The sequence below is a fragment of the Gimesia chilikensis genome (assembly GCF_008329715.1).
Classification (GTDB): Bacteria; Planctomycetota; Planctomycetia; order Planctomycetales; family Planctomycetaceae; genus Gimesia; species Gimesia chilikensis.
In genome coordinates this window covers 214,540-239,475 of sequence record NZ_VTSR01000009.1, presented here as the reverse complement: position 1 = coordinate 239,475, position 24,936 = coordinate 214,540, and the positions used below count along the sequence as shown (strand labels likewise).

Sequence of the window (24,936 nt, the reverse complement as noted above, 5' to 3'; positions counted from 1 at the left end):
CTTTTGCTGGTGCTTATTTTTTTCGCTTTCGTTCCCGTCCCAGGGGCTGGTTCCAGAGCTTCAACTGCTTCTTGATGTCGTCGAGGGACATCGGAACGGGAGAGAGTATGATCTGTGTCTCCAGGTCGTAATGTTCGCTGGTGATTTTTTCGTCCAGACGATCAATTTCATCTTCCAGGTTACGCATCCAGTCCGGCACATCAATACCAGAGCCAATGGTTGATGCCAGATAGCGTTCGATCTCTTCCTGTAGAATCGAGAAGGTGGCGGAATCTTCATTGCCGTTGCGGGCATCTTTCATCGCCCGGGGAACGAGAGCCATCATCCGGTTGACTGACAACGGTTTGACGAATCGTTCATTCAGATGGTCCGAAATCAGCGGCAGATTGATTTTGTATTCCGCTTCGGTCTGCTTGAGTTTTTTCAAATGCTTTTTCGCCATCTCTTCGGATGTGGCTTCGAAGACGGCTTCCCAGATCAAGGCTGATTCATTGCGGTCCTGCTGAGCAAGTACCTTGTGGGCAATCAGCAGTGGGACCATCTTCCAGTCGTCCCGTTCGTATGCTGCTTCGATCCGCAGGAAGTCGAGCAGGCAGTAAAACATTTCGCCGTAGTCTGATTGGGTGGTAGTACTGTTGTACTCCACAAACCGGTCAAATTTATCGACCACCGATTCAAAGATGACTTTGAGGTTGGTGACCGCTTCATCCATCTCGATACTGCCTTCTTCCAGGTCGGTGAGCAGCGTCATGGGATGGGCTGGATCCTGATACTCGGCCAGATAATTCAGGTACTGTTCAATACCATTATGCAGGATTGTACGCAGGTTACCCAGGGTCAGGTATTGGGCGTGAAACAGGTCCGCTCCATACTGCTTGATAAAGCTTTTGACTTCCTGCCAGATATACTCCTGGTTCAGTGCTTCTGCGCTGGATAGCCGCATGGTGCGACTGTGCTTGAGCCATTGTTCCCGATATTTATTCACCAGTTTTTCAGCGATATCGATCAGCTTCTCGTCATCGAGTTGCTCGGACTCCCAGTCACGCGAGGAAGCAATGATGGCCACCAGGGAGCTTTTAAGAGCGGTGCGGAACAGGCGGTCGAACTCGCTGACAGCAATCCCTTCAGGACGCGCACTGCGTTCCATCCGGTAAGCGGTCTTCAGCAACTGCCAGGTTTCGCGGAGCAGTCCCAGACCGGGAAGCTGAGTCAGCAGGAACCGCAGGATCATCTGTAACGAGCGAACTTTGAGCACGGTATTGGGTCTGCCGCCCTGATCGATGGGCGTATAGAGCAGAGGTGTTTCCGCGATATTGCTCAAGAAGGCCGGGAACTCTTTCCGCACCAGTTCGATGTCGCGGGTCAACACACCACGATAGACGGGGACCAGCAGGCGTTCGTTTTCGGAAAGTTCGTTTTCTGCTTCTGATTCCGGCAGAGTTGCCAGCAGCATCAAACGAGCAGAACGGCAATTGACGGTCGTGATGATGATGGCGTGCATCAGGTAGAATTTGGTCTGCAACTGCAGATCGTATTCGATGTTGGAATCGTGGTCGCCACTCGGCTTAGGCAGCTGGTAGCTCCAGATGGAATTGAGCAGCACTACCAGTTCCTGCTGCAGATTTTCGGTATGCTGGATCCAGCCTTCAATCGACTCGCGCGTTTCGGCGTCAAATTCCGTGTCGGTCTCCGGGTGAGTGACATGTGAAAGTTCGGCCTCTGCGAAATACGCTGCCGACAGTTGCCAGAGTTGCGAGAGCGTATTCAGGAACTTGAGACGGGGCTCGAGCAGGCGGTTGATTGATTCGATTTCAGAGTTGTTGGGTGAGTACCCGGAATCCATCATCTCACCCTGCACCCCGTCGTCGGCACTGTCGCGAAAGGTGACGTCTTCGTAAGCCGCACCAAACAGCTCGTCTTCTTCGTCGGGCTCTGCGGGATCCATATCGAATGGATCCTCGATTGCTTTTTCCGGAACAGGCAGCACGGAATCGAAATGGGGTACCGACCAGTAGTCGGCGGCATTGGCTTCGAGGTAATCGAACATTTTGCGGATAGAATGTCCATTGCCGGATCCGGACTTTATATTCGCAGTCAACTGTCGCATCCACTGCAGCAGGACGGAGTGAATCGAGTAAGGCCCCGATTCCAGACCTGTCTGGTCGACCTGGCTCAGCCACTGCATGATCAGACCGATGGCCGCCACATGATCCTGTTTCTGCAGCAAGGCATCAACAGTCAGGGCATAGGCTTTTGCTGATTCAAATCGATCGACATGCTGTCGCCAGAAAGAAATATCACCGACCGCCTCGCCGCCGTTCTTCCACTCAGTAAGAATCTGTGAGACATGGGCCGCTGATTCAAACGAGTCCTGACCATTCACGTGGGGGAGGTCTTCCACGGTGGTCGTCGCATAACGATCCCATTTTTCAGCCAGCTTCTGGAAACGCTCAGAAATTTCCAGTTTAAGCCGGTCGTTCCCCTGTGCGGCAGCTTCACTCAGTGTGGCCGAATATGCAGAGAATGTTTCTTCCATCAGTTCCAGCAGAACTTCGCTCCGCTGATCGGGAATACTGTCCTCCCGGGAAATGAACAGGGGGAACAGACCCTGGAATCCCAGAATATTCCAGGGATCGATCAGGGCACCGCATTCGATTCCGCGAGTCAGATGATCTTCAATTTCGGGGATCAGCTTCCAGGCTGCATCCAGTTCGTTCCGTTCCAGGTGTAACTGGACCATGGTAATCCGCCACTGGATTTCACATTCAAAGCGGACCGAGGTGCAGGGGATGACGCCGGCTTCACAGCGGGCAGCACGCGAAAAACCCATCCGCGCGTAGATGCGGGACAACTGCCGGTGTTGTACCTGCTGGGCGCCGTAGCGTGCCAGATGCAGATTGAGGTAGTGCCGGATGTGTCCGAAAGGCTGCTGAGACTGCTGTGCTTCTTTCAATAAGCGTTCCGCCCGGGAACCTGTCGCGGAGGCCAGCAGACGGTTGTAATAATCATCACGCTGGCGGGCGACCTTAGGGAGCAGTGAGGTCAGGCTGATATCACTGGCGTGGGTATCTGGTCCGGAACCACTGATCGAAGACGCCATCAGCATGGTGCCGCTCAAGACAGCTGCCGCATCCTGTAGTCGTTCCTGCAGCGGGATCTCTTTGTGTTCATCAATCCAGGCCAGCAGGGAATCGAGGATCAGTCTGCGGATGACAAACCGTCGGTAATAGCCCTGGTTGTCAATAATGTGCGGATCCCATTCCCCGAACATGTAGTTGGTGCGTTTGTTGACCGGGTGCAGGTGATCGTGTGCCCGGAGATCGATGGCGATCTCATCCATTTTTTCCAGATTGAAATGTGCCTGATGCAGCAGATCTTCGGGAGTCGTTTCCAGGGTCTTGATCGTCTGTTCGATCAGACGCTGGTAATTTCCACAGGCGACTCCACTGCCACGAAAAAAGACCGGCATGGGGCGAAATTTTTCGTGAGAATAGACCTGCATCTGTCGACCATTTTCCAGAACGGCAACCGGCCGAAAACCGACGAAGTCATTCAGCTTATCGATGGCAGCGGTGACCAGTTCCTGGTCGGTATCCCAGCGACCGGTCTGTTCGAGCAGAGCTTCAAACATGACGGCGAGGAAGTAAGGCTGCAGAAACTCTTTTCGGCAGATATGGAACAGCAGGTCCCGGTGATGGGTGGTGTATTGAGGCAGGCATTCTTCAAATGCAATTTTGAGGACTTTCTCTGCCTGATCTATGGACTGAAATGCCGGGGTCGTCCCTTTGAGTTCATGTAAGTGAGAGCGCAGCAACGATTCCAGCAAAGTAGAATCACGCTGAAGGTCCAGTTCAGCAAAGAGCTGATTCCAGTTGAAGCGAAACTTGGGATCTGGCTTTCCGTTAGAGAAATTCAAATAGCCCAGAATCTCTCGAATAATATGTTTATCGACGGCGGGCAGAGTCTCCAGACCCTGCTTTGGATTGCGCGGTACTGTCATATTGGTAAACGTTAATATAGAAATCAGATTCTTAAATTTGCTGGTGTTGGATTTCGCTCAACAGCAGTAAAACAGTCTATTTCCTGAATGAACAGTCCAAACGGAATGAATCCCCGAATCAATTATGCATTTTCCGATCTGGCAGTCAAAAGTTCGATCTCTCTGTCTTGATTAACTGCTTTTCTGGCAGCAGTTTAATGTACCGACTCCCCATTGAAATCGCCAGCTGGTATCTCTGAATCAGGGTGCTATTCACCTGGTCACTTGAGATTCCTGCCCGCTTCTCCCCCTGGAGAGCAACTTTTCTTCAACTCGTATGTCAGAATATGACGATTATAACGAATGTGCGTATTTCTCAAACGAGCCTTAATTGTGTGCCTTTCAGGCGCTGGTATCAAGGCTGACAGGAGTCAGCAGCCGGCGTTGAGGGGTTTTCTTACCAGAAACAGGGCACAAAACACGGGTATTTACCCAGTTGAATCAGGAGAACGGATTCTCAAAAAGTCTTTCATTTCTTGAGTTTCCTGCATTCTATCCTGAGGTCTGGAGTCACCGGTGTGAACTGTGTCTTCAAGGAAGTGAAAAGTCAGATGGAACACTTGGATTCGATGCCCGATGGTCAGTCGACACTGCCAGAAGCTCAAACAGAAGATCACTTTTTGAACTGGTCCAAGGCGGTCTTGAAGTCTCCACTCTTCTGGGGAGCCGCTGCTACATTCGGGTTTTATGCCCTGATCCCCCATCTCCCCCTGTATCGCGACCTGGTAGATCGCTACTTCTGTAGCCACCCGCTTGAGTACGCCACAGCCGCGCTGTTCTTTATCGGGATGGCCATCATTGGTGTGAAGGGTATGGGCATGTTTGTCCAGAAGAAATCCCTCACCGAAACTCAGATCGACTGGGATACCATTGGCGAGATTGAGAACCTGCACGAGCGAATCGATGTCTTTGAAGAACAGGTGCAGTCACAGCCCTCATGGCTCAGTGAGACCTACCTGGGCAAACGACTACTGGATACGGTCTCGTTTGTGAAAAGCCGCCGGTCAGTACAGGACCTGGACGAGCATCTCAAGTATCTGGCCGAGCTGGCTGCCGAGCAACTCCATGCCAGCTACTCACTCATTCGTACAATCACCTGGGCCGTGCCTATCATCGGCTTCCTGGGTACCGTCATCGGGATTACCATCGCGATTGCCAACGTGACCCCCGATCAGTTGGATACATCATTGTCTGAAGTGACCGGTGGTCTGGCTGTGGCCTTTGATACCACAGCTCTGGCTTTGGGGTTGTCGCTGGTTCTCGTGTTCTCCACCTTCATCGTGGAACGTATGGAACAAAAGCAGCTCGAGCAGATCGAATTATTTGGAATCGAGCATATCGCATCCTGTCTGAGTGAATCAGAACACGCTGTCAGCCCGCTGGAATCTGCCGAAATTGAAGCGGCACAGCAACTCATTTCGCGGACCGAAGAAATGATTCAGCGTCAGACCGATCTCTGGCAACAGAACCTGGAAGGGCTCCGCGGACGCTGGGCCGAAATGATGGATCGGCAGCAGTCGTCCTTCGACCAGACATTGCAGGATGGCATGTCCAGCACGCTGGGTAACCATGCAGTCCAACTGGAAGAATTTCGGAGCGAATTTCTGAACGCGTATCAGTCTACGACTGAGCAGATCGAAATCATGCTCAATCGCTGGCAGAACAAGCAGGAAGAATCGAACAATCAGTTTTCAACACATCTGGCTCAGATCTGGAATGAAGTTCATGAAGACGTCATTTCAGCCCAGACGCGGCAGACCACACAAATCGAGGAAGCAACGCGGGATATCGCTGATGAAATCCGCATCTGGAATCAGCAGATGAAGGACTCAGCCGAAGTCTCGACCCTGCAGATCCAGGCACTGAATAACCAGAGTGAGCACCTGCTGAAGATCGTCGATCAGGAAGAGCATCTGATCGGATTACAGAAACGTCTCACCGAGAATCTGGATGCGATTCGTGCCGCCGAAACGTTTGAAGAAACTCTGCACAGCCTGAGCGCTGCCGTCCATCTGCTGACGGCCCGTTCCGGTCGTAACGCCGCCTGATTGTCATTGCGTCTCACTTGAGTCTTTCGTTTTTCCTCTGAGCAGATAAGTTCCGGTTTCATTCATGAGTAGAAAAGGCAACGAAGCACGTTCGGTATCGCTGTTTCCCTTTCTGGCGGTACTCATCTGTGCGATGGGAGCATTGATCTTCCTGCTGGTTGTCACCACGCGCCGAATTCGACACCAGGCGGTCCTGCAGGTACAGCAGGTGGTGATTGAGGAAACCGTGGAAGACGATCTCTTTCCGCCGATTCTGTTTGCAGCAGAAAAAGCAGAACCGGTGCAGGCTCCTCCCGTGGTGATGATTCCTGAGCCCAAGATCCAAGAACCGGAACCAGAACCTGAGCCGAAAATCATCAATCTGGCGGCCGATAAAGAGGCTCGTTTGAGAGCGCTGCAGTTACAGAAGGCGAAAAAACTGGCTGCACTGAAAGATCAGAATCTGATGCTGGTTCGCCTGAAAAATGAGTTGAGTCAGACCGAAAGTCAGCTCAATGAAACGCAAAAACAGTTTCAGTCACTGCAGTCGAAAGACAAAGAACTCGACCAGAACCTGGCTAAGCTGAAAGAGCAGAAGGCACGTGTGGCAGAAATGCTGCAGGAAGAGCTGAATTCACTGGCAAAGAAAAAACAGTCACAAAAATCGGCCCGCAGTAAATATTCAATCGTTCCTTATGACGGAAGAACCGGAACAGCCAAACGCCCCATTCTGATTGAATGTACGGATGAGGGGCTGACCTTCCAGCCCGAAGGCATCACTTTGACCCCGGATGATCTGCAGGATTTCACGCCGGGGCACAATCCGCTACTCTCGGGAACTCAGGCTCTGTTTCGCTACTGGAGTGGTAAAGATCGGAATTCAGGTCAGGAACCCTATGTTCTGATTCTGGTTCGTCCCAGCGGTAGTGTTGGTTACTATGTGGCCCGTAAACTGCTGGGTAACCTGGATCTGGACTCTGGATACGAATTGATTGATGCTGACTGGGAACTGGCATTACCCAAACAGGACCCAGTAGCGAAAGAGGTCTGTCAGGATGCGATCGACCGTGTGTTGAGTGGACGCAGGCAACTGGTCTCCCAGTTGAATCAAAAACAGACTGCCAGTCCCCAGGAGCGTCGACTGCAGTTTGATGCTCGTACCGGAATGGTCCGCGTGATCGAACCGGAAGAAGGACTGGGAACCGGTCAGGGAACCGAAAAATCAGCCGTGGGGGGGACGGGTTCGGGAGATGGTAAATCACATTTCAGTGATGTTCTGACACCGAGACAGCAAATGGCTCGCGCCGAGTATCTCCGTAAAGTCGCCAACCAGCCAAACATCGTCTACAAAGAAGGCTTTGATGATGGAGACAGTGCACAGGGTGAGCGGGGCACAGGCTCTGAGCTGGAACGTGTCACCGGGAGAGGCACCTCCACCGGGAAAAGAGGACTGCCCGGAAGTCTCGAAGGAGCGGAAGTCTACGATCTGGATGAACTCAAACGCGGGCCGGGCAGTGGTTTTGGCGAAGATGGTGGTTTGAAGCGGGCCAAGGTTATGGGCCGTGATCAACTGCGGGAAATGGCCGAGCAGCATCTGGTTGAACTGAAAAAATTACAGGGCCAGGGAGCATCGGGAAAACCAGGTCAATCGGGAGATCAACGTACACCGGGCGATCAGCAACTGACAGGCAGCGCGGCCAGTGGTTCGACGAGGTCTGGACAGAGAGTGATCGAAAATCCATACCTGAAAAAACAGGGGAGTCGAGAGGGAACCGCAGAGTCTGGACAGACAGTCGCCGGACAGCAGGGCATGCGGTCTTCGGAATCGACTCCGGGATCCTCTGCAAATCCCTCCTCGTCGAACGCATCTTCCCAATCCAGCAATCCATTCCAGAGTTCTGCATCCGGTTCCTCGGCAGCAGGAGCGGGGAACGCGAATTCAGTTTCGCTGAGCCGCAGTCGCTCAGCACAGGCAGAGAGCGAATCCTCAATAAACCGTCAATGGGGCCCGCCTCAGTCCCGTTCAGGTATTGGATTTGAAAGAGAAATCAGTATTCAGATCGGTTCAGATCGAATTATTGTCGGAGATGAAAAACAGTTGCAACTCGATCCGGGCATGTCGCCGCAACGCTTACAGGCGTCGCTGTTCGCAGTCATGGATCAGTACGTGCAATCCTGGGGGCCTGCTCCTAAAGGTTTCTACTGGGTGCCTTCACTGCAATTCACAATCAGTCCGGGTGGGAACCAGTACTACGAACGGATAAAATCATCCGCCCAGAAAATGGGACTTGAGACCGAGGCACAGTATACGCTCGAGCCTTTACCGGCTGGTCCTGCTGCCTCAACGGGAAAGGAGCAGTAATATGAGCCGCCGCACACCTCAGGGAGAAGCCGGATTTGGTTCAGATTCCTTTCTGGATATCGTCGCGAACATTGTCGGGATTCTGATTATTCTGATCGTGATCGCTGGCGTCCGGATGAGCCAGGCACCGGTAACCATCGCGAATACCGAAGTCAAACCACCAGCTGTGCCGACTGTCATAGATTCTGATCTCGATGCCTTTCCTCCAGAGTTAGAGGCACCTCCTCTGCCGGCCCCCGTGGTGATATTGCCGGATCCGGAACCGGAAAAGCTGGTGCCGAAAGAACCGAAGATCATCTATCAACACCCCTCCGCAGAACTGCTGGCACAACTCGAAGCAGCGGAAGCCGAACTCTCTCGCCTGGATCGCGTCATGCAGGAACGGTCATCGGGAGCTCAGGATCTGCAGTCACGTAAGCAGGCTGTTCGAGGTCAGGTCCAGACGATGTTGTCTGAGATCAATCACAAGAGCAGTCGACTGGAACAGGAGTATCGACAGTTACTCAGCCTGGTCGATGAAACGAAGGCGGCACGTCAGCAACTGGAGCACGTGGTCGCCAAAGCACGCGAAGTCTCTGAGCCACGTGAGCAGGTGAAAGAGCTGAAGCACCGCCTCACTCCCGTCAGTCAGCTGGTGACGGATAAGGAATGGCACTTCCTGCTTTCAGAAAACCGCGTTTCTTACGTGCCCATCAATGAACTGCTGCTGGAGTTGAAACACGAGGTCATGAAGCGAGGCAGCTGGCTGGCCAAGTACCGTGAGCATCATGGCAAAGTCGGGCCCGTCCAGGGATATACCATGAATTATGTTGTCGAGCGACAACCCCTATCTGCGCTGGATCAGTTACGGACCGGTGGTACGGGCGGATTTCGAGTCGGGGTCACCAAGTGGGAGATTGGTCGCAGCGATGATGTATCCGGCGAAGTTCAAGAGGCTGCATTACGGCCTCAATCACAGTTCTCCCGGGCGTTGACTGAAATCGGGACCGGTTCGACGGTTACCTTCTGGGTTTACCCGGACAGCTTCGAACTCTATCGAGAGTTGCAGAAATATGCCCATTCACTCGGATACCAGGTAGCGGGCAGGCCGCTGCCCTTTGGGGTACCCATTGCGGGGTCACCTGCCGGAACTCGCTCTGCAGGACAGTAAACCGCATTTAATAGAGCAGAGTCGCCAGCTTGCGACGGTACGCGCTGGTCAGTGCTGACTGTGGCCCCAACAGATCGAAGATTCGCAACATCGTGGCTTTGGCTTCTACGCCTGCTCCCGCTTTATCTTCTGCGATGATCGCCAGACAGATTTCCAGGGCTTCTTCATGCTTGTTGGAAATCGCCAGGGCGTCTGCTAAGGCGATTTTGAGGTCTGCATTATCGGGATCTGCCTCTAATGCTTTACGAGCCTCTTCCACCCCACCCGCTTCATCCGCGGCTGCCTGAAGTTCGAGCTGCGATTTAATCTGCTCTGCTTCGGGCTCCAGAAAACCACGGGCTTCCAGTTCTTCAATGATCTGGCCACATTCATCGAAGCGGGACAGCTTTACCAGCACAGCTGCCAGTCGCAGTTTGATGGTATCGTTTTTCGGATCGAGTTCTGCTGCTTCACGGTACTTGCCTTCCGCGGCCGCTGGATCGGTCTCTTCGAGGATCTGACCTTCCTGCAGCAACATATCAATGGGAGAAGGCACCAGCTGCGTTACCCATTCCCTCAGCGACTCTTCGGGCAGGATCCCCTGGAAATGATCGACGGGCTGCCCGTTCAGGAAGGCGACCACCGTCGGAATCGATTGCACGCGAAATGCGGCCGCCAGTCCCTGTTGTTCGTCGATATTGATTTTCGCCAACTGGACTTTTCCCTGGAATTCGTTGATCACGTTTTCCAGCATGGGAGCCAGCTGCTGACAGGGACCGCACCAGGGAGCCCAGAAATCGATGATGATCGGTATCTGTTGTGACTTCTGCAGGACTTCGGTTTCGAAGTTCTCTTCGGTAACATCAATGATCCAGGGTGCATTGGCTGACATGATATGTTTCCTTATCTGAGCCTCCCAGGAAGGGAAACTCTGGTGTTTTGACAATCAGTTCCGGGTGACAGGGAGTTCACAGATTGCCCACTGCCCGAAATTTTCTTCTACTTCAATCTGGACCAATTCGATCTGGCTTGCGGCGTCTGATCCTATCACAGTCATCAGCTGCTGGCCAATCCAGTGCGCGATTAATTCAGCCGTTGTATTGGCAATCGGCAACAGGATGCAGTCTTCACGCGGGAAAACCCAGCGCCGTTCTTCGAACGTGGCTTCGACTTCATTCTGATCTTCCCGGACTTTAATTTTATCGTGCTGTGTGGGAAGCAGAACACGGTGATCGAGCGCATCTACCGTTTTCTGCAACTGATCGCGGAGTGCAATAAAATCGAAGACATAACCGTTTTCGTCGAGAGGTCCGGTCAGCTCAGCAGCGACACGCCAGTTGTGACCGTGCAGACGCTCACAAATATTTCCGTTGAAAGTGATAAAGTGTGCCGCACTGAAGACGAGGTGGTCTTTGGTGACGCGAACTTTGTATCGGGGGACGCTATCCTTCATGAATTAACGAGCTCAATTCCGCTTGAAAAGGTGGAGGGACTTTTTCTCTGATTGTAGCCGGAGCAGGGGGCTTGATGAAACCGTCCCGCAGGGCAACAAACAGAGCCGCGACGATTAAATCGGCTGTCGTTCCCGGATTCCTGCGATTTCCCGTTTCGCGCAACCAGTGGTCAAGTGCCTGCAAGCCGCTTTCAAAGTCTTCCGCCTGTAAGGTCTCGCGAGCTCGCCGGGCTGCTTCCTCTGCTTCAGCGATACCGCATTTACGGGCAATCAATGTATCCGGACAGTCGGCCATCAGCTGGAGCTGCAGACGAATGACGGCGGTTTCCCAGTCTGAGGATTGATTCCAGAATTCCTGTAGTGCGGGGACCGCTGTCTGGAGGGTGATCTCAAATCCGCTGGCATATTCTCGCGCGACGGCATCCCGCTCAGCTGCCAGGGCCATGACTTCGCGCAGTGTGCCCGTTGGTTCGTCAGAAATGTCCTGAGTTTCTGTCTCTCCCAGGCCACCCGGACAGGCCACTCTGATTGCCTCGTAAACCAGTCGCGCGTCAGCGACGCTCAATCCCTCCAGAACCGAGTCAATTCCCGCAGAGATGGTCTGCTCGGTCGGTACAGCCAGCAGCGGGGCCAGTAACAGGACCATGCCCAGGTTGGAGTTGCTGGCAGAGACATCCCGGGTTGCTGTGATGCAATTCAAGATAGTTTCACCTACTCTGCCTGGCTCTGACTGTGGGAGCAGGGGGGCAATCGCCCGTGCAGAACGGAGGAAATCAACGTATGCCAGATCGGGAAACGAGACGCCAGGATGTACATTTCCCGGTTTTCGTGCGGTCGCTTCGAGCAGGCAGGCCAGATAGCACCAGTTTTCGAGTTGTGCTTTATTTTGACTCATATACGCTGGTTTGATTGATGGTCGGTGAAAATCTGCGTACAACAGTAAGTAAAGACTGTTAAGAATATTGCGGGGGAATTCACTCCGAGGTCAATTCTGCAGGATCTCTTCTGAGAATTGAAGTCTCTGACAACTTGAACCGAACAGGTAACAGGAATTGTTTTATGAGCCCATCGATTGAGCGTCAACAGCTGCAAACCGTGCATATTGTCCCACTGACCGCCTTCGATCAGCAGGATCGGATCAACGTCGAGATGCAGTCAGCACATACGGCGAAACTGTATGAGGCAGGCATGCGTGTTTATCTTCCCGGGGCAGGAACCAGTGAATTTCACAGTCTGCTGCCAGAGGAAATTGTGCAACTGGTAAAGATCACTCGCGAAGTTACCGGTCCGGAAACCCTGATTTTTGCACCCATCGGTTACCAGATAAATGCAGCGAAGCAACTGGCGGTTGACTGTCTGGAGGCAGGGGCCACCGGCATCATGTTCATGCCGTTTGCTCATCCTTACATGAGTGATCGCGGGGCGGAAGAATATTACCGTGCCGTGATGGACGCTGCCGACTGTCCTACCTTGTTCTATAAGAAAGCGGCGATTCCCAGTGACGAGCTGCTGCTGGAGCTGGCCTCGGACGAGCGGGCCGTGGGGGTCAAGTATTCGGTGAATCAGATGCATCAGTTCCGGACCACGGTCACCGCCGATACGGAAGGCATGGAATGGGTCTGCGGTTCTGCAGAGCGGTTTGCGCCTTATTACATGCTGGCTGGTTCAGGTGGATTTACCAGCGGGGCCGGGAATGTCTGTCCGCATCTGTCGCTGGCGATGCACGCGGCGTTTCTCTCGGGCGACTATGCCGAGGGAATGCGAATTCAGCAACAGATCCTGCCGATCGAAGATTATCGGGCACGCTGCGGAGACAGCTTCAACATCAGTATGTTGAAGTATGCCATTACTCTGACAGGTGCAGATTTCGGACCTCCGCGGCCACCTCAGCGGACACTGACCAGCGAACAGGAAGCGGAAATACGTCAGCTGATGGAGCCGGTTCTGGCTGCGGAAGCTGAGTTGGCGCAACAAAAAAGCCCCGTTTCGTAAAACGGGGCTTTTCGTTTGATTCTCAGAATCAGGCAGTTGCCATCCGTTCTTCTTTTTCTTTCAGACGACGGGCAACGACTTCTTCCTGAATGTTACGTGGGACCTGGGCATACTTGGAGAATTCCATGCTGAATCCACCTTTACCCTGGGTCATGGAACGCAGTTCGTTGGCATAGTCAAACATGCTTGCCAGCGGGACTTCAGCGATGAAGACACTCGTTCCCATTTTGGTTTCCGATGTATTGATCACACCGCGTTTCTGAGCGATATGACCAGTGACAGCACCCTGGAATTCTTCAGGAACTTCCACTTCGAGTTTCATGATCGGCTCAAGCAGTGCCATGTTTGCTTTCTTCAGAGAGTCACGCATACAGTTGAATGCGGCGACGTTGAACGCCATTTCTGAAGAGTCAACATCGTGGTAGCTACCGTCCGACAGAGTGGCGGAAACACCCACAACTTCACATTCACACAAGGGGCCTTTAACAAGAGCTCGCTGAAATCCTTTGTCCACAGCCGGGATGTATTCTTTGGGAATACGGCCCTGGGTGATCGCATTTTTGAATTCGTAGGTTTCGCCGTCATTTTCCACGGGCATTGGTTCAATTTTACCAACGACGTGAGCATACTGACCAGAACCACCAGTTTGCTTTTTGTGCTTGTGATTGTATTCCACAGGGATGGTCGGTGTTTCGCGGTAAGCCACGCGGGGTTCACCCACGATACATTCGACTTTGTATTCACGTTTGATACGTTCGATGTAAACATCGAGGTGCAACTGACCCATACCAGCGATGATGGTCTGATTGGTTTCTTCATCAGTCATCACGTGGAAGGTGGGGTCTTCGCGGTTGAATCGCTGAATAGCTTTGGCCAGACGATCGGCACCGTCCCGGTCGAGTGGTTCGATCGAGAGACGAATCACAGGCTCAGGTACAAAGATACTTTCCAGAGCGTAGTTTTCACCATCGCTGCAGAATGTATCCCCGGAGGCACACTCCATACCTACAGCGGCGATAATGTCACCAGCTTCACCTACATCAACGTCTTCACGGCTGTCAGCGTGCATACGTACCAACCGGCCGAAGCGGGTAGAGTTCCCGGTTCGGGTGTTGACGTAGCTCTGACCTTTTTCAATTTTACCCTGATAGATTCGCATGTAGGTCAGCTGACCGAAGGTTTCGTCGACAATCTTGAAGGCCATGGCAACCAGAGGTTTGTCGGAAGAGTGAGACAGTTTCGTACGGAACGAATCGCTGTGCGTATCTTCTGCACCTTCTTTGATCGCTTTCTGCTGAGCGTCCAGGTCAATCGCGGAAATTTCACGATCGAGCGGGCTGGGCAGGAAGCGAACCACGGCGTCAAGCAGAGTCTGCACACCTTTGTTTTTGAAAGCTGTTCCCATCATGACGGGGGTGATTTCGTGGGACAGAGTCGCTTCACGAATGACTTTGTAAATGTCGTCAACGGGAATTTCTGCCTCTTCCAGCAGGGCGACCATCAGGTCATCGCTGAACATGGAGAGGGTTTCCAGCATCGCAGCACGAGCTTCTTCAGCAGCAGCTTTGAACTGCTCAGGAATTTCGCCGAGGACTTCTTTTTCACCCTGTTCGCCTTCGTAGGTGACGGCCTGCATGGTTACCAGGTCAACTACACCTTCGAACTGAGCACCTTCGCCCATGGGAATCTGCAGCGGCAGAGGCACAACGTGCAGCTTTTCTTCGATCTGCTTGATCACGCTGGCAGAATCGGCACCAGTACGGTCCATCTTGTTGATGAAGGCAATACGGGGAACGCCGTAACGTTTCATCTGACGGTCAACGGTCAGAGACTGGCTCTGTACACCGCCTACCGAACAGAGCACGAGAACAGCACCGTCCAGCACGCGAAGACTACGTTCCACTTCCACGGTAAAGTCAACGTGGCCCGGGGTATCGATAATGTTGACAGTATAGTCTCTCCACTGCACCTGTGTGGCGGCAGAAGCGATGGTAATCCCACGCTCACGCTCCAGGTCCATACTGTCCATGGTTGCTCCACCGTCACCACCTCGCACTTCACGCACTTTGTGGATTCGGCCTGAGTAGTACAGAATCCGTTCGGTAAGTGTGGTTTTACCAGAGTCGATGTGAGCCGAAATACCAATGTTTCGATACTTGTCCAGATTTTTCATGGCTTTAGTGCAGGTTTACTTTAGGGAACGTGTTATGGATACAAAATGATCGGCAACGTACCGACCTTGATCAAGAGCTCAATATTATTCGGAACTTTTGAGAAGAAGCTCTCAAGTTTTACAGGGAGGCAGGCCCCGCAAATCGCATCACTCTACTGGTGTGATGGCTGACCCGGCAGGTTTTCACAACAAGGGATCACTGACATCCGATACATTCGCAAGTAGATAATCTGAGCGTAAGGTGTGAGCGTAGAATCTTATCGTTGTATCGACTTCGGGGGAAGAGGATTTTTGGTTAAATTCCGAAAACTCCCTGATTTATTGCCTCAATATTGTATACGTCAGAAGCCGAATGTGAAAGGGAAAAAAACAGGGAGAATTTCAGATGAAATTCTCCCTGCAGGTAAGTTCAAACTTTAACTAAGCTTATGCTTTTTCATCCAGTACAGCCTGGGCTGCTGCCAGACGGGCGATTGGAACCCGGAAAGGTGAGCAGCTGACGTAATCCAGACCCAGTCCGTGGCAGAAGATCACACTGGCAGGATCACCACCGTGTTCACCACAAATCCCGATCTTGAGGTCAGAGCGAGTACCACGACCGCGTTCGACACCGGTCTGCATCAGACGACCTACACCATCCTGGTCGATGGTCTGGAACGGGTCTGCAGGAATGATGTCATTTTCACGGTAGTGACCGATGAAGGTACCGTAGTCGTCACGGCTCATACCCAGAGTGGTCTGGGTCAGGTCGTTGGTACCGAAGCTGAAGAACTGAGCGGTTTCTGCGATCTGATCTGCACAGATGGCAGCACGCGGCAGTTCGACCATGGTTCCGACCATGTACTCAACCTTGACGCCTTTTTCTTCCAGAACCTGCTCGGCAACTTCACGGATGATGCTGGCCTGGTTATCGAATTCGGTCTGGAATCCAGCCAGAGGCACCATGATTTCAGGATGCACTTCGATGCCTTCTTTCTGCACGTCGCAGGCGGCTTCCATGATGGCCCGGGCCTGCATCGCGGTGATTTCTGGATAAACAATACCCAGACGACAGCCACGATGACCCAGCATCGGGTTCAGCTCGTGCAGTTCTTCTACACGGCGACGGATGAATTCAACAGTCACACCCAGTTCGTTGGCCAGTTCTTCTGCCAGTGTCGGGTTTTCTTCCAGGTGACGGTCAGAGAGGAACTCGTGCAGCGGTGGATCCAACAGACGAATGGTTACCGGCAGACCATTCATGGCCTTGAAGATGCCGGTAAAGTCTTCGCGCTGGAAGGGCAGCAGCTTGTTAACAGCTTTGGTGCGTGATTCCACATCGCCGGCAGCGATCATTTCGCGGATTTCAGCGAGGTGGTGGAAGAACATGTGCTCGGTTCGACACAGACCAATCCCTTCAGCACCGAAAGCAATGGCTTCAGCTGCCTGATCGGGCTGGTCAGCGTTAGTTCGAACACGCAGCTTGCGGATTTCGTCAACCCAGCCCATCAGTTGCTGGTATCGCTGAAATGCTTCTGAGTCTTCAGGTTTCATGGTTTTGGAGATCAGAACTTCCACGATTTCACTCGGTTTGGTTTCCACTTTACCGGCGAAGATTTCGCCTGTGAAACCGTCGATGCTGATCCAGTCACCGCTCTTGAGAACCTTGTCACCGGCGGTGATGGTTCCGGCTGCGGAGTCAATCTTCAGTTCAGAAGCACCGACAACACAAGCTTTACCCATCTGGCGGCTCACCAGGGCAGCGTGTGAGCTGGCACCACCCAGGGCGGTCAGAATCCCCTTTGAAACACGCATTCCGCGAAGGTCTTCGGGGCTGGTTTCGCGACGAACGAGTACCAGCTGAGCGGAGTTGTCACGGTTGAAAATGGCTTCGGCTTCTTCAGCACTGAAGCAGATGTGACCACTGGCAGCACCTGGACCGGCGTTGATACCCTTGGTCAGCAGGTTGCCTTCCTGGGCGGATTTCTGTTTTTCAGCCGGGTCAAAAATCGGCTGCAGGAGCTGGTTCAGGTCGTCAGCAGGAATCCGGCGTTTGGTGATCGCTTCTTCTTTGCTGACCAGGCCTTCGTTTACCAGATCGACGGCGATGCGGACGGCGGCAAAACCGGTTCGTTTTGCGTTACGAGTCTGCAGCATCCAGACCTTGCCACGCTGAATTGTGAACTCGATGTCCTGCACGTCTTTGTAGTGTTTTTCCAGGATCTGACCGATTTCTTCGAGCTGCTTGTAACCTTCCGGCATGTCGCTGCTCAAAGTAGCTTCGATCTGTTTCGGAGTACGAATACCAGCCACCACGTCTTCACCCTGAGCGTTGATCAGGTAGTCGCCACAGAAACCAGGTTCACCGGTCGAACAGTTACGGGTCAGGCCGACACCAGTCGCACAGTCGTCGCCCAGGTTTCCGTAAACCATAGCCTGTACGTTACAGGCGGTTCCCCAGTTGTGAGGAATGCCATAATCGCGGCGGTAAACGACAGCACGGTCGTTATCCCAGCTGCTGAATACGGCTCCGATAGCACCCCAGATCTGCTGTTTGGGATCGGTCGGGAAGTCCTTTCCAGTGCTCTCTTTGATCAGTGTCTTGAATTCAGCCACCAGTTCTTTGAGGTGTTCGGCACTCAGTTCAGAGTCGTATTGGACGCCGGCTTTTTCACGCTTGGCTTCGAGAGCATGTTCGAACGGATCTTCGTGTTCACCTTTCATACCCATAACCACATCGCCGTACATCTGCACGAAGCGGCGGTAGCTGTCCCAGGCGAACGCTTCGTTGCCGGACTGTTTCGCCAGTGCTTCGACGGTGGTGTCGTTCAGACCGATGTTCAAAACGGTGTCCATCATACCGGGCATGGATTCCCGGGCACCGGAACGGCAGGAGACGAGCAGGGGGTTGGTGTCACAGCCGAATTTAGCGCCCATGGCTTCTTCGACTTTGGCCAGAGCTTCTTCAACCTGTGCGTCTACACCTTCGGGGTATTCGCCTCCGGTTTTGCTGTAGTGAATACAGACGTCTGTATTCAGGGTGAAACCAGCTGGGACGGGGAGCCCGATGTTAATCATTTCTGCCAGGTTGGCCCCTTTCCCCCCCAGGGTATTGCGCAATGTGGCGTCGCCATCTGCTTTTCCATCACCGAAGAAGTACACATACTTTTGACCTGACATACTTAATTCCTCTAAATGTTAATCAATCAGCCCGTCGGTCCCTTCACGCAAAGAAACCGGACGCTGACCAGTACATATCTATTGTTCAGAAGCTCGCAGCTTCCCAGTAAGATGCGGGACTGAAGATTCAGCCCCTCTCCTGCTCAATTCCTAACACGCGACAGTCGGCAAGAATTTGCCAGCTGCTGATTATTTTGTTGGAAGACAGACTCGTCTCTGGCGGTTGCTATCCAGTGATTCCGATGGGACTTCCTTCGAAGTCGTTCCGTCCGGGCAATCTGCTGTTTGCAGCGGATGTGGCTACTGTACGTTAAGCCATCGGATTGCAGCATATTTACTAGGGACACTACCATTGCTCCGTCTGGCCGTCAAGCGACTGGATAGATTCGGGTTAAACGCTCCCGGAAATCCTCTGAATCTTCACCAAAGCCGACGTAATCAGAGCTCACAGCCGGTTGATTCCCCTGAAGTGAGCAGAATTAGCGTGGAAATTCGCTTCAGCTGTGATAACATTTAATTGAGCGCTAGTGATTCCGGTCAGGGGGCCGATCTCGGGATCATGTTAACTCACTTTCATTTCTCTACTTACAAATCTCGAGATCTCGATGCGGGCTGTACCATGATAGCGAAACTGATTCCATTAAATGGTGGTCAGCCGATTCTGATTGAAAAAGACGTTACAGTGGTCGGTCGGAAATCGGACCTGTGTGACGTTCAGATTGATAAAAACAGCATCTCTAAGATCCATTGTGTGATTATCAAAACGGACGGTCTTCTATTCGTGCGAGACTTGTGCAGCACAAACGGAACTCGGGTGAACGGTCAGAAAATCACCCGCGGTGCACTGCTGCCGGGAGATGAACTCTCAATCGCTTCGACCCGCTTCGAGGTAGAACTAACCGGGAAGCATAAAAAGCAGCAGGAACCGGTCGAAGAAAGTCATCGCCATACCGAGATGCTGACTGCCTTCAACCTGGAGGTCGAGAGCCTGGATGAAAAACCAGAATCCGATGGTGACAGTGAGCTGAAACTGGCCTCAGAATAAACTGATAACTCAGCCGGCCAGTTGCAGTGACAGCTCTTCTTCGTTGAGTGAAACGATCGCGATTCCCAGCTTGTCTGCCAGGTCGGCGACTTCCTGTTGATCGATCATGATCGTCTGGTTGCTTTCAATTGCCAGTACCCGGCCACCTGCTTCGTGCATGGTCTGCAATGTTTTGATACCCACCGTGGGAACATCAAATCGACGATCCTGCTGGGGTTTGGCAACTTTGACCACGGTGAAGCCACCTCGTTTACAAAGCTGGCCGGCCCGTTGAATCGCACGATCGGTACCTTCAATCGCTTCAACGGCGATGACAGCTTTATCGTTCACGACGATACTTTGTCCAATGTCCAACTGGCCCATCTGCTTGGCAATATCCCAACCCATTTTAATGTCTTCCCACTGTGAGTGGCTGGGACGTCGTTTCGTCAGAAATCCGTGTTTCACAAGTAACTCCGGGCAATAATCCAGTGCTGATTCGAAAAATAGATCGTCACGCTCAAATTCTTTGATCACCGCCAGAAGCAGAGTATCGTCTTTACGATCTTCCCTGGCGTAACGATACCACATATGCAGCGTGCGGAAATCGGGTAACAGTTTGAATATTCGAAACGGGCTGAACAGGACCGTTTTTTCAATCTTGCCCGCCATTACGATGCGTTTAACTTCTTCCCGTTTGAACAATTTGATTGCCCGGCCGATGCGTGCCAGGGGAATCCAGTGGAACGTATCGCAGATGTCCATCAGTTCGTCACTGGCCATGCCGAAGATGCCCAGGCAGCAGACGGAATAACCCTGTTGCTGTGCCTGTTCCGCAAAGACGATTGGGAAGCGGCCTGCACCAGCCAGCAATCCGATCTGTCGTCGGGTATCGGGAGGGGGAGTTTGTAATGTATTCATCATGAATCAGTCAGTTTCACGTTGAAACGGGTTTTGAAATGAAGGCTCAGGTAAGCGCGGATTTGTCGTTGATCTGACTCGAATCGTTCAGAGCTTCGAACTGCTGTGTGAGTGTTTTGAGTTGCTGTTCCAGGTCACGGATCTGTTTCCGCATTTCAGGAACCTTGCGAATCGACATCACAATTTTCCGTTGTTCTTTTTCAGGCGCTGCAGGTGTTCCGATATGGACTTCGCCGGGCGGAATATCGCGGTGGACACCGGCCCGGGCGCCCAGAGTAGCCTGATCGCCGATGTGCACGTGGTCTGCGATACCGACCTGTCCTGCACAGCGAACGTAATCTCCTGTGGTAATCGAACCGGCAAAACCGACTTGCGAAGCAAACGCGTTATGTTTGCCGATTTCGCAGTTATGAGCGATCATCACCTGGTTATCGATCTTGGTTCCCAGACCGATGACTGTCGGTCCGATCATACCCCGGTCGATGGTTGTTCCGGCGCCAATTTCGACATCGTCTTCGATACGCACACTGCCCAGGTGAGGAATCTTGACGTACTGGCCTTTTTCGAAGCGATAGCCAAAGCCGTCACATCCCAGCACTGCTGCGGCGTGAATTAAAACCCGGTCAGCGATTTTGACATCCGGGTAGAGAACTGTATTGGCATGAATGGTCACATCGTCACCGAGGACGCAGTCATCACCGATGTAGACGCCAGGGTAAATCCGGCAGTTGTTTCCAATTTTGACACCAGGGCGAATCGTGACCCGCGGATAAATGTGACAGTTTTCACCGATTGTGGCCTGGTCACTGATATCAGCTGCAGGAGAAATGCCGATTTCGGGAAGCTCCCGAGCAGGACGGAGTTTCTGAATGACTTTGATGAAGGCAGCCTGGGCGTCCACCACGGTCAGGGAGGTCATCGGGGTGGATTCAAAAGCTTTCTGGAACGACTCTTCCAGGCGTTGCTCGATAATCACGGCACCGGCCTGACTCGACTTGAGGCGTTTCAGGTTGAGTTCATCGCCCACAAAAGTGATATCATGGGGACCCGCTTTGAGAACGGATTCCGCTCCATGTATTTCCAGTCTCTGATTGCCACGGGCCGGGCAATTCAGTTCTTGAGCGATCCACTCCACCGTCGTCGACATCAAGGAGTCCTTTCCGAGAGATGTACGTTTGCGATATCAATTGTCTGATAGAATACGGGAAAATGAGATACCATCCTGGCACTCTTTGAATCCTGATTTCCCGGAATCGGATGATTTTTACCTGATTTTACAAAAGTAACGCAAGAGCATTTTTTAACTCAGACGCAAAATGTTTCCACATCTTGAGATGTTAAGCAGGGCGGTGAGCGCTGCTGCTTCTTTGTTTTGTGACCGGAGTCTCCTCAGAATTCAGGAATGCCACTGGTAGCCAACAGCCGAAGAATTAGTTAGGATGTTAATTTCATGGAATAGGCTTAATTTACGTTGATCAGGTTGCATTGACTGGTTCGTATGTTCAGTTATGCGGCAGAAGATTTTTCAGGAATGCTTGGTAATAACGATGTCGGTACGTGGAATTCGTGGTGCAACAACAGTAACACAGGACGTTTCAGCAGAGGTTTTGTCTGCGACACGTGATCTGCTGGAGCAACTGCTCAAAGCGAATCGGATTGAAAACTACGAAGATATTGTCTCCGTATTTTTTACCACCACACCTGACCTGACATCCGCCTTTCCGGCCGAAGCAGCCCGTGAGTTGGGAATGAAATCAGTCCCACTGATTTGTGCCTCTGAAATCGCCGTAAAAGGAGCGATGCCTCGCTGTATTCGTGTGATGATTCACGTAAATACTGACCAGAAACAGTCCGAAGTGGTGCACGTTTACCTGAATGAAGCTCAAAAACTTCGGCCGGACGTCGCCGCAGCTCAATAGGCCCGCTTACTGAATCCGGGTTTGCTCCGGTTCGGGGTCTGGCTCATCGTTGCCAATAATTGCATTGGTCGAAGTCCAGTGCAGCAGCTCGTCCGCATCGTCATCTGGAAAGGTGAAGGGAATCCCTCTTTCTTCCAGGATGTCCGTGAGTTCATCCAGCGGATTTTTCAGGAACTCCGGAGGCAGAAATTTCTGTAATTCATCCCAGTGGGCTCTGACGAGATTCATATTTTCCGGTGGAACCTGTATCAGGTGTTCGGCCCGGTTCACCCGGGAAATCCACATGGCTTCATGCAATGTGCGGTGACGCTCTTCCAGGGAGAGCGAAGAGAAAGGGCGTTTATCCAGTTTCAACTGATGAATCGTTTTATTACCCTTTTCGATGACTTCCTCCAGATCCTGATCCTCGCGCAGCTGATTCCGGCTGGCCGCCAGTCCCAGCGCAAGCGTGTAGCAGATGAACTGTTCTTTCGACATGTCCCGTCTGCGGAGTGCTTTCTTCAGACTGCGATTACGAAGTCCGAACTGATCCCCAATGCGATCCACATCCCAGAGCAGTGACAGGTTATTCTGCTCGCTGTGAACCAGATCCTCGATCGGCAGCGACCGGATGTGGCTCCAGGATGGCGCTGGAGCATAAACCGAGGGGAAGGCAGGCAGCTTCTGTTGTGGCAGAAGCTCAATGACTTTGAGGTAACGCTTGAGTTCTGCCTCAGTCACCTTCTCATTGACCTGCTTGAGTTCAGTGAATTCCAGAGAGTCGTCCGCACATCCCGCACTCAAAAACAGAACCATGCACAGGCTGTTGAGTGTTGAAAGGAAACCGAGTTTAAACTTCGCCATGAGAGGCAACCTGCAGTCTGGCTCTGTAAGTATTCGGGGGTGAAACTAAACGGTCAAGGGAGACACCTCTATCAGTTCAGGCAGCGGCAAACCACAGTTCTAGAACTGGACCGCAGCGATTGATCAGGCAGGGCGCACACAATGCTTATCGTCGGAATCTGAGAACCGGGAAGACTGTTTTGCCGGGAATTCCGACTTATCGGGTTGTAGGGAATATAGCGGATTGCGACGCTGGAGTTAAATCGCTCAGGATATGCCTAACCGGGGGGGAAATGAAAACCGGTGATACGGAAGACTGTCGCGACGCAGACAATCGCCTGAGCGACCAGAGCACCAATCCAGAAAGTCTGCTGTCTGAGAGAGGAAGGAGGCTGTTCTTGAGAATCCTCAAATTGCTGCTGGCAAAGCTGCCAGACAGGAATGGTCATCAAGAGGAACCAGGGCAGAAAGATGAGCCAGAGGCGAGCGGCTTCTCCCATGTTTTTGCCAGAGAGCCAGAGTAGTCCGAGCACAAGCAGGCAGGAGTATAACAGGGGATACACGCTGGTCGCGTGGTGTGATCCTGGGGTGAGATCTGGATCAGGGCGCCGACATAGTGACTTGAGAACCAGCCAGATAACAGGTAGCCCGATTGACAGACTGATCTCCAGGGGATTCAGCAACAGCCACTTCCAGTATGTGCGGGGATATTCATCATAGAAGCCGGCATGGTTTTGGAGATTCAGAATCCAGACCCGAGGCAGATTGAGCTGAAATAGAATCGCACACAGGATCAGCGGGACAGCAAATCCCAATAGGCTCCAGCCTGCCGCTGCAAACAATCGTTTCCAGGGGAATTGATGTGGAGTTGTTTCTGCTCTCTGTTTCCATGCGGAGAGTAGTGAATAAAGAACGGCACACAGCGCAACCGGTAGAAAGGCGAGCGTGAGAAACAAGCCACTCCAGATCAATAGTCCGGCCAGGATAAAGCAGGCTGCAGACTTCCGACGCCAGGCGGCAACCCAGCAGTAAAGAAACGATACCGCCAGAACGGAATAAAGTGCATCTGACTTAGGTTGAAAGATCAGCGCTGCAGGTATCAGTGGCCAGAATGCAACGACCTGCCAGCTGATTCTGCGCGAACAGAATTCGTGGGCAAGTAGAAACAGGGGAATCACGGTCAGTGCAGAAGCGAGCAGGGTAATCAGGGTTGCCAGCCAGAGCACGGCCCGATCCCGGCTGGTCAGTGGATCAGGAGTGAGCGCGGTCGTCTCTGCAATAATTTCACAGGCGATCTGAAAGGACGCAGGTTGCGTTTCGAATAAGAAGGACTGCAGTCCCGGCCAGGTGTCACAGAGCCAGATCAACGATCGATAGAACAGGGGCAGACCGGGAGGGTGCGTCCCTTCGTGCAGTACGTCTCCTCCCTCCATTTTGGTTTCGTATTCAGAGAGGTAGGTGGCAACGTTTTTGATATTGGTATTTGCTTCTGTGAAGTATCCGGAAGATCCTTTGTAGTACAATACGAAAGGAGCCTTGGAGAGAGAGTATTCCGCCGGGGGGCTGTCCTGCAGGTAGAATGACCAGGTCAGGCTGGCGATGACCAACCCTGTGAGCCAGGCAATCAGCTCGCCACGACGGCAGTCGCTGATGCGCGCATGGCCCCAGACAACCAGCAAGAGATATGCGGCAAGAATCAGGCCGGCGACTATGGCACCGAACAGGACGCTTGGTCCTGTGAAAGGGATTCGCTGCCAGCTCCATTCTCCGGGGATACCCAGTGAGATGGAATCAGAATAAAACAGACCCAGTGTGAGCAGAATGGCGATCAGAAACGGGATGAAGGATCGAACTCGCATTGATCAGCCAGATGGAAAACAGGGCGTCGACGAAAAGGGCTCCGTTGCCGCTGCCGG

At 52.6% G+C, this 24,936-nt stretch carries 16 protein-coding genes; 6 read left to right on the top strand and 10 right to left on the bottom strand.

All coding sequences use genetic code 11. From position 1 onward, the window contains the following. Window positions 1-13 precede the first annotated feature (13 nt). Entirely contained in the window at window positions 14-4,000 is a 3,987-nt protein-coding gene (locus tag FYZ48_RS14220; RefSeq protein ID WP_149341449.1) for a hypothetical protein, read from the bottom strand. Window positions 4,001-4,590: 590 nt separating this feature from the next. Between FYZ48_RS14220 and FYZ48_RS14215 the strand changes: the two genes are divergently transcribed. The 3 genes from FYZ48_RS14215 to FYZ48_RS14205 all read left to right on the top strand — a co-directional run bounded on the left by FYZ48_RS14215 (window position 4,591) and on the right by FYZ48_RS14205 (window position 9,578). Beyond that, complete coding sequence (locus tag FYZ48_RS14215) at window positions 4,591-6,087, top strand: MotA/TolQ/ExbB proton channel family protein (RefSeq protein ID WP_149341447.1); 1,497 nt, start codon at window positions 4,591-4,593, stop codon at window positions 6,085-6,087. 64 nt (window positions 6,088-6,151) lie between these two features. Beyond that, a complete protein-coding gene (locus tag FYZ48_RS14210) occupies window positions 6,152-8,428 on the top strand; it encodes a hypothetical protein (RefSeq protein WP_149341443.1) in 2,277 nt (758 codons plus the stop codon). Window position 8,429: 1 nt separating this feature from the next. After that, window positions 8,430-9,578: a hypothetical protein gene (locus FYZ48_RS14205; protein WP_149341440.1), complete on the top strand. Its 1,149-nt coding sequence runs from the start codon at window positions 8,430-8,432 to the stop codon at window positions 9,576-9,578. 7 nt (window positions 9,579-9,585) lie between these two features. On the opposite strand, the gene trxA is transcribed toward FYZ48_RS14205, so the two are convergent. Genes trxA through FYZ48_RS14190 form a run of 3 tightly spaced genes read right to left on the bottom strand, consistent with a single transcriptional unit; the run spans window position 9,586 to window position 11,905 of the window. Then, window positions 9,586-10,449 carry a thioredoxin gene (trxA, locus tag FYZ48_RS14200; RefSeq protein WP_149341437.1) on the bottom strand — a complete coding sequence of 288 codons (864 nt, stop codon included), beginning with the start codon at window positions 10,447-10,449 and terminating at the stop codon, window positions 9,586-9,588. A 54-nt stretch (window positions 10,450-10,503) separates the two neighbouring features. After that, a complete protein-coding gene (locus FYZ48_RS14195; RefSeq protein WP_149341434.1) occupies window positions 10,504-11,010 on the bottom strand; it encodes a 6-pyruvoyl trahydropterin synthase family protein in 507 nt (168 codons plus the stop codon). Next, entirely contained in the window at window positions 11,000-11,905 is a 906-nt protein-coding gene (locus tag FYZ48_RS14190; protein WP_149341431.1) for a triphosphoribosyl-dephospho-CoA synthase, read from the bottom strand. The genes FYZ48_RS14195 and FYZ48_RS14190 overlap by 11 nt, the downstream gene beginning before the upstream one ends. Before the next feature lie 164 nt (window positions 11,906-12,069). Here FYZ48_RS14190 and FYZ48_RS14185 point away from each other — a divergent pair, with 164 nt between their 5' ends. Then, on the top strand, window positions 12,070-13,002 hold the full coding sequence (locus tag FYZ48_RS14185) for a dihydrodipicolinate synthase family protein (protein ID WP_149341427.1): 933 nt from the start codon (window positions 12,070-12,072) through the stop codon (window positions 13,000-13,002). 28 nt (window positions 13,003-13,030) lie between these two features. Here the strand turns inward: FYZ48_RS14185 and fusA are convergent, their stop codons facing one another. Both fusA and ppdK read right to left on the bottom strand, forming a co-directional pair. After that, complete coding sequence (fusA, locus tag FYZ48_RS14180; protein ID WP_145439318.1) at window positions 13,031-15,175, bottom strand: elongation factor G; 2,145 nt, start codon at window positions 15,173-15,175, stop codon at window positions 13,031-13,033. A gap of 426 nt (window positions 15,176-15,601) precedes the next feature. Continuing rightward, entirely contained in the window at window positions 15,602-18,334 is a 2,733-nt protein-coding gene (gene ppdK / locus FYZ48_RS14175; protein ID WP_149341422.1) for a pyruvate, phosphate dikinase, read from the bottom strand. Between the two features lie 619 nt (window positions 18,335-18,953). On the opposite strand from ppdK, the gene FYZ48_RS14170 reads away from it, so the two are divergent. Further along, a complete protein-coding gene (locus tag FYZ48_RS14170; RefSeq protein WP_149341418.1) occupies window positions 18,954-19,379 on the top strand; it encodes an FHA domain-containing protein in 426 nt (141 codons plus the stop codon). A 9-nt stretch (window positions 19,380-19,388) separates the two neighbouring features. On the opposite strand, the gene FYZ48_RS14165 is transcribed toward FYZ48_RS14170, so the two are convergent. Then, window positions 19,389-20,282: an LpxI family protein gene (locus tag FYZ48_RS14165; protein ID WP_145037332.1), complete on the bottom strand. Its 894-nt coding sequence runs from the start codon at window positions 20,280-20,282 to the stop codon at window positions 19,389-19,391. 43 nt (window positions 20,283-20,325) lie between these two features. Continuing rightward, the gene (gene lpxD, locus FYZ48_RS14160; protein ID WP_149341414.1) at window positions 20,326-21,426 is read right to left on the bottom strand and encodes a UDP-3-O-(3-hydroxymyristoyl)glucosamine N-acyltransferase; all 1,101 of its coding nucleotides are present in this window, start codon (window positions 21,424-21,426) and stop codon (window positions 20,326-20,328) included. A gap of 400 nt (window positions 21,427-21,826) precedes the next feature. On the opposite strand from lpxD, the gene aroH reads away from it, so the two are divergent. After that, the gene (gene aroH / locus FYZ48_RS14155) at window positions 21,827-22,198 is read left to right on the top strand and encodes a chorismate mutase (protein ID WP_149341409.1); all 372 of its coding nucleotides are present in this window, start codon (window positions 21,827-21,829) and stop codon (window positions 22,196-22,198) included. 6 nt (window positions 22,199-22,204) lie between these two features. Here the strand turns inward: aroH and FYZ48_RS14150 are convergent, their stop codons facing one another. Both FYZ48_RS14150 and FYZ48_RS14145 read right to left on the bottom strand, forming a co-directional pair. After that, a complete protein-coding gene (locus tag FYZ48_RS14150) occupies window positions 22,205-23,041 on the bottom strand; it encodes a hypothetical protein (protein ID WP_149341407.1) in 837 nt (278 codons plus the stop codon). Between the two features lie 257 nt (window positions 23,042-23,298). After that, window positions 23,299-24,879: a hypothetical protein gene (locus tag FYZ48_RS14145; RefSeq protein ID WP_149341405.1), complete on the bottom strand. Its 1,581-nt coding sequence runs from the start codon at window positions 24,877-24,879 to the stop codon at window positions 23,299-23,301. Window positions 24,880-24,936 lie beyond the last annotated feature (57 nt).